Origin of the sequence: Rhodoferax sp. (assembly GCF_023701345.1) — a bacterium.
GTDB lineage: Bacteria > Pseudomonadota > Gammaproteobacteria > Burkholderiales > Burkholderiaceae_C > Rhodoferax.
Map to the genome: position 1 here is coordinate 1 of NZ_JAMPXE010000168.1, position 5,630 is coordinate 5,630.

The 5,630-nt window shown below is 58.5% G+C and carries 5 protein-coding genes and 2 riboswitches; of the genes, 1 reads left to right on the forward strand and 4 read right to left on the reverse strand.

What is annotated here, in order from left to right:
* Window positions 1-56: 56 nt before the first annotated feature.
* From gcvT to NDI87_RS16050, 3 genes are all read right to left on the reverse strand, one after another.
* Entirely contained in the window at window positions 57-1,202 is a 1,146-nt protein-coding gene (gcvT, locus tag NDI87_RS16040; RefSeq protein ID WP_296276492.1) for a glycine cleavage system aminomethyltransferase GcvT, read from the reverse strand.
* Window positions 1,203-1,266: 64 nt separating this feature from the next.
* Window positions 1,267-1,399: riboswitch (glycine riboswitch) on the reverse strand.
* A 21-nt stretch (window positions 1,400-1,420) separates the two neighbouring features.
* Window positions 1,421-1,525, reverse strand: a riboswitch (glycine riboswitch).
* Between the two features lie 142 nt (window positions 1,526-1,667).
* The gene (locus NDI87_RS16045) at window positions 1,668-2,624 is read right to left on the reverse strand and encodes an alpha/beta hydrolase (RefSeq protein ID WP_296276495.1); all 957 of its coding nucleotides are present in this window, start codon (window positions 2,622-2,624) and stop codon (window positions 1,668-1,670) included.
* A 94-nt stretch (window positions 2,625-2,718) separates the two neighbouring features.
* Window positions 2,719-4,473 (reverse strand): phosphoethanolamine--lipid A transferase, encoded by a 1,755-nt coding sequence (locus tag NDI87_RS16050; RefSeq protein ID WP_296276497.1) that lies wholly within the window; start codon window positions 4,471-4,473, stop codon window positions 2,719-2,721.
* Window positions 4,474-4,677: 204 nt separating this feature from the next.
* Here NDI87_RS16050 and NDI87_RS16055 point away from each other — a divergent pair, with 204 nt between their 5' ends.
* Entirely contained in the window at window positions 4,678-5,388 is a 711-nt protein-coding gene (locus tag NDI87_RS16055) for a phosphatase PAP2 family protein (protein WP_296276499.1), read from the forward strand.
* Between the two features lies 1 nt (window position 5,389).
* Here the strand turns inward: NDI87_RS16055 and NDI87_RS16060 are convergent.
* A partial coding sequence (locus tag NDI87_RS16060) for a 4Fe-4S dicluster domain-containing protein (RefSeq protein ID WP_296276501.1) occupies window positions 5,390-5,630 on the reverse strand: 241 nt, incomplete at its 5' end.

The following is a 5,630-nucleotide window of genomic DNA, read 5'->3' on the forward strand; positions in this document are numbered from 1 at the left end:
AGTCATGGTGATGCTCTGAATAGTTAAAAAATGGGAGTGTGGAAGTAAAAAAGACTTTAACCGCGGAAATAGTTGGTCGGCACAAAGGGCATGGCCACCACTTCCATTTGGACCGGCTTGCCGCGCACGATGGCGTTGACCTGGCTGCCTAGGGCAGCATGCGACGGCGGTACATAGCCCATGGCAATCGGCTGGTCTATGGTGGGGCCAAGCAGGCCGCTGGTGACTTCTCCGATGCGTTCACCGGCCAGGTTTTGTAGTTCAACATGTTCACGCACCGGCACACGCGCCAGTGCTTTCAAGCCAACCCGCTTGCGCGTGACCGAACCCGGTTCACCGCCAAGCTGCGCCAGAATTTTGTCCGCACCCGGGAAACCCCCGGCGCGGGCACCGCCGCTACGGCGTACCTTCTGGATCGCCCATTGCAGGCCGGCTTCCACCGGTGTGGTGGTGGTGTCAACGTCGTTGCCATACAGCGGCAGGCCGGCTTCCAGCCGCAGTGAGTTGCGGGCACCCAGGCCAATCGGCTTGACTTCGGGTTGCGCCAGCAGCGCCTGGGCCAGCGCCAGTGTATCGGACGCGTGCACTGAAATCTCAAAACCGTCTTCGCCGGTGTAACCGCTGCGTGTCAGGTATACGTCAATGGCCCGCTCGCCGGTCTGCACGCTAAAGTTGCCGCCGGTCATGAACACCAGCTTTTCCACACCTGGTGCCAGCCGCGACAGGGCGGTCGCGGCTTGCGGGCCTTGCAGCGCCAGCAGGGCGCGCTCAGGCATCGGGATCACCTGGCAACGGTTGCCAATCTTGGCCTGGATGTGGGCGATGTCACCCACCTTGCAGGCACCGTTGACGATGACAAATATGTCGGTACCGCGGTTGACGAACATCAGGTCGTCGATGATGCCGCCAGCGTCGTTGAGCAACAGGCCGTAGCGCTGTTTGCCCACGCCCAGGTCGATCACGTCGACCGGGATCAGGCTCTCAAAAGCGGCAGCGGCGTCTGGCCCGACCAGGCGCAACTGGCCCATGTGCGAGACATCGAACAAACCGGCCGCGCTGCGCGTGTGTTTGTGCTCGGCCATCAGGCCTTCGGGGTATTGCACCGGCATGGCATAACCCGCAAACGGCACCATGCGGGCGCCCAGGGCAAGATGCAAGTCGTTGAGGGGGACTTGCAGAAGATCATCAGGTGAGGCGGACATCAATACTCCAATAGAGCAGGGGGCAAATCAAATTCCATGGCTTGACGCTGCGCCAATGCCATGGGCTGCCCCCGCTGTCCGCTTTACCTGAGAGATTCGCCAAAACCGGTCGCGTAGGGCGCCGGGTTTGGTTTGCTCCTTCGGTGGATCGGCCCTGGCGCATGCGCCAAGGCTGATCTCTCTCCAGTGGGGAGTCGTCAAAAAGTCTGGCGACTCTGTGACGGTTGTCAGTCCTTTTGCCTGAGCGTTCAAACTGCTGCAATCAGCAATCCTGCGCCTTCGGCGGCCATCCCGATGGGTAGGCTCTCTCCTGAACGGTATAAATTTTACAGGCTGGACACGGATCAGGATTTATGTCGAAGCTGTTTTTCTTGACGGCCGGCCCCAAAACCCTGAAAAAACCAATGCCGTCAAGTTGCGTTGCGCAGCTTAACCGACAGCTGAAGCACGGTGCTGCGCAATGGATTAAATTGCACCGATTCGGATCAGCCAATTCAACAATCCGTCGAACACCTTTTCCCTTGTCTGCGGTGCCGACAGGACCAGGTCATGCACGCCGTTTGCCACTGCCAGCAGTTCAACCCGACGCCCCAGGCCGGGCGACAGGCGTTGAATGTCTGCAATATCCAGAACGATGTCGGCGCGCATGGCTTCTTCGCTCCAGCGCTTTGGCCACGCACTGCGTTGCGCGTGCATCACCAACACAGGGCAATCAATCGACAGCCCCTGTGCGACTTCTTTTTGTGCCCGGTGAATGGCGCGAAACCAGCCGGCATAAACGGGAAATCCTTCAATGGGCTTCCAGCGGGTGTTGTAGCGCCAGACACCATGGTGGTCCGCATGCAGACTTTCACCGTAAACAACAACATGATGCGGGATCTGCCACCGTGGAAACACGTTTCCAAGCGCTGCGACCAAGGGTTCCAGAATCGATTCCTGCCACCAGGGCAGGTTCATGTCCAGGAACGGGCTATTCAGGAACACCGCCTGCACAGCTGCGCGCTGTTGCCCACGGTGCGCGTACAGGGCCGCTACCAGACCCCCGGTGGAATGACCGTTGAGAAGCAGCCAGTCCACGCCCTCTTCCTTTTTCAGCAAATTGACAGCGGCATCGACATCCTGCAGATACTCATCGATATCGCTGGTGTAGTTCGGCAGTTGATGGGGGCGCATGGATCGTCCGTGGCGACGAAGATCAACGGCATAAAAATGCAATCCTGCGTTGTTGTAGAAATCTGCCAGATGGGTTTGAAAGAAGTAGTCCACGTAGCCGTGGACATACAGGACAGCCTTGCCAGACGGTTTGGCGCTGCGCCTGCGAACCAGCACGACCTCTGCCGAACCATCTGGCGCAAGCAGCCCTGACAGGGTGGCCTGCTCGAAGCCGGGCAGTACATCTGGCGCCCAGGACGTCCATTCCATTTCATGATTCATTGCAAGACCCTGAAGTCAGCAGGCCAGTTGCTGGCGTGCTGGACGAACCATACCACTTCCTGCCGATCATTCGGCGTTGCAGCTATCCGTGGCTTGGTTTGGGGTCGGCGTCAACAGTTGTGCCCAAGGGGTTTGCGGCGTGTTCTGGGGCGCCGGGCCGTCCGGTGACGGTCTGGACCTGCCGCTGACCTGATTGGCAGCCTGAAAAAACGTCCAGTTGCGGCTTGTACAAGCGGGTCTGTACATGTGCCAGCGACAGCATGGAGCTAAACAGGTTGTCATGTGTCACCGGCTGGTTGGTTTGGTCAAGCCAACATGATTTATCCCAACCCAGATGATTCAGCATGGGTGAGGAGAACCACACGGCCATCGGCACATGGGTTTGCTCCTTGGGCGCCATGGCATAGGGCATGCCATGCAGGTACAAGCCTTTTTCCCCCAGTGACTCACCGTGGTCAGAGACATACACCAGCGCCGTCGGGCGTTTTTGGGACTTGAGCCAGGCCACGGTCTGGCCCAAAAAGTGGTCCGCATAACGCACCGAGTTGTCGTAGGCGTTGATGATTTCCTGGCCGGAACATTCTTGCAGCACATTGCTGCGGCATTCAGGGGTAAACACCTTGAATCCGGTGGGTGTTCGCTTGTAGTACGCCGGCCCGTGGCTGCCCATCTGGTGCATCACGACCACCGTGCCACGCGCGCGTCGAACCGGGTCCAGTTGGCCCAGACGTTCAGGCAGCACGCGAAGCATTTTTTCGTCGAAGCATTCGCCGTCGGGGCACAGAGCCGGATCTTTGAGTTCGCGGGTTTCGGCATGAGGCACCCGATCACAGACGCCTTTGCAGCCGGACTGGTTGTCCAGCCATAACACAGCCAAGCCAGCGCGTTGCAGGACGTCCAGCAAATTCTCGAAACGCGCCTCGGTTTTTCCATAGCCATCGCGTCCCAGGTCCGAGAACATACAGGGCAACGACACCTGGGTGTTGGTTCCGCAGGATGAAACATTTGAAAAATACACCAGTTCGCCACGGTCTTGCAGTTGCTTGAGGCGTGGCGTGGTGTCTCGGTCATAGCCTGCCAGACCCACGTTGGCGGCCCGCGCCGTCTCGCCCACGACCAGCACGATCAAGGGCGACGTGTCCACGTCACTGGCACTGCCCAGCAGGACTGCATCCGCGCCAATGGGCTGAACGAGTTGACTTGCATGCGCCGACTGACCCACCACCAGACGCGTTGTGGCATAGACCGTATTGAAGGGGTTGACCATGTAACGCAAGGACTTGTGGTTGCGCATGGTTGAGGCCAGGTTCTCAAACGACAGCCACACCATCACCAGCATGACCAATGTGGCCACCACGGCCAGACTGATTTGCTTGACCACGAGGGCTCTGGCAGGCATCTGCTGCACCGGTTGTTTCCACCACCACCAGCCAGGCAGCAGAACGCCCAGCATGACGACCATCAGCATCGACCACGACAACAGATCGCGCACCTCGCGTGCATCGGTCTGAACCGCATTGGTCAACATGCTTGGGTCGATGACCACGCCATAGGTGTACATGAAATAGCTGTTGAAGGCTGCTATCAGAAGCAAAACAAGCCCGACCGGTTTGCGCCACCGTGGCCAGACGAGCAGGCTTAGAAATGCAACGGTAGAGGCCAATACCACAACGCCAAAACCTGCGATGCCAAGCCACGCCCTGGGGCTGTGCGATTCGGGCAAGTCCAGCAGCGCGAGCCACAGCGGCGCATTGCCAATGGTGCTCAGCCAAAGCGCCAGAATCAGCGGCATGGCAACAGGGTGTAACGGACGGTGAGAAGCAAGCGAGAGGGTCATCAATGAGCGCCGGTAAAAATACAGCCGCGATTGTTGAAGCCTTGCATTAACCAAGCATTAACTCGAACTTGCCCATAATCCTGCCACCAGGTTCAAGCAAAGCTGCCCCGAAAAACCAAGACCTGTTCAGCACACATGCACAACAGACGCGCCCGTCCATTTACTCTTAATTTGGCACTTTCCCTGCGCCTGGCATCGTTCACTATGGGCAGTCTGATTGGTCTGCTGATTTGGGATTTTTCCGGGCTCGACCTGACTGTGATGCACTGGTTTGCCAATGAACATGGTTTTGCTTTGCGAAACAACTGGTGGCTGGAGGAATTGCTGCATACCCGCAGCAGGCAACTGGCTTTCGCGGCCTTTCTGGCACTGATGGCCATGATTTGGTGGCCAGCCGGCTTGTATCGCAAGCTGTCCCGTTGGCAGCGCATTGAGATCCCGGTCGGCATTGCCCTGTGCCTGCTGACGGTCAGCACCCTGAAACACTTCAGTATGACCAGCTGTCCATGGGATTTGCAGGATTTTGGCGGCAAGGCCTGGTATGTGTCACATTGGCGTTGGGGTATCAGCGATGGCGGCGTCGGGCGTTGTTTTCCGGGTGGTCACGTCTCCTCGGCTTTCGCGTTCATCGCCCTTTGCTTGCCGTGGCTGTTTTCGGGCAACGCAACAATGCGCCGGCGTGGCCGGTTGATTTTGTTCGTTGTTCTTTTGCTGGGTCTGATTTTTGGTCTGACACAAACCGTGCGCGGTGCGCACTATCCCAGCCACACCTTATGGACCGGTTGGATTTGCTGGGTCCTGGCATTGGCCAACCACCTGATGTTTGGGTGGTTGGCCCAAAAAAATCAAGGCCTTGATCCACCAGCGCTGGTCAGCCCCAGCCCATCTCCTGCCAGCGACAGCCTGGGGCGGTGACTCACATCCCCGCGTAATTGGGCCCACCGCCGCCCTCGGGCGTGACCCAGACAATATTCTGCGTCGGGTCCTTGATATCGCAGGTCTTGCAATGCACGCAGTTGGCCGCGTTGATCTGCAGGCGATCCGTGTTGTCGTCGTTCTTGACGAACTCATAAACCCCGGCCGGGCAGTAACGCGCCTCGGGACCGGCGTACTGGGCCAGGTTGATGTTCACCGGCACACCGGCATCCTTCAAGGTC

Excerpts from the sequence above, each read along its gene's own strand:
- gcvT (WP_296276492.1), bottom strand. The coding sequence starts at position 1,202 with ATGTCCGCCTCACCTGATGATCTTCTGCAAGTCCCCCTCAACGACTTG.
- NDI87_RS16045 (WP_296276495.1), bottom strand. The coding sequence starts at position 2,624 with ATGGAATGGACGTCCTGGGCGCCAGATGTACTGCCCGGCTTCGAGCAG.
- NDI87_RS16050 (WP_296276497.1), bottom strand. The coding sequence starts at position 4,473 with ATGACCCTCTCGCTTGCTTCTCACCGTCCGTTACACCCTGTTGCCATG.
- NDI87_RS16055 (WP_296276499.1), top strand. The coding sequence starts at position 4,678 with ATGGGCAGTCTGATTGGTCTGCTGATTTGGGATTTTTCCGGGCTCGAC.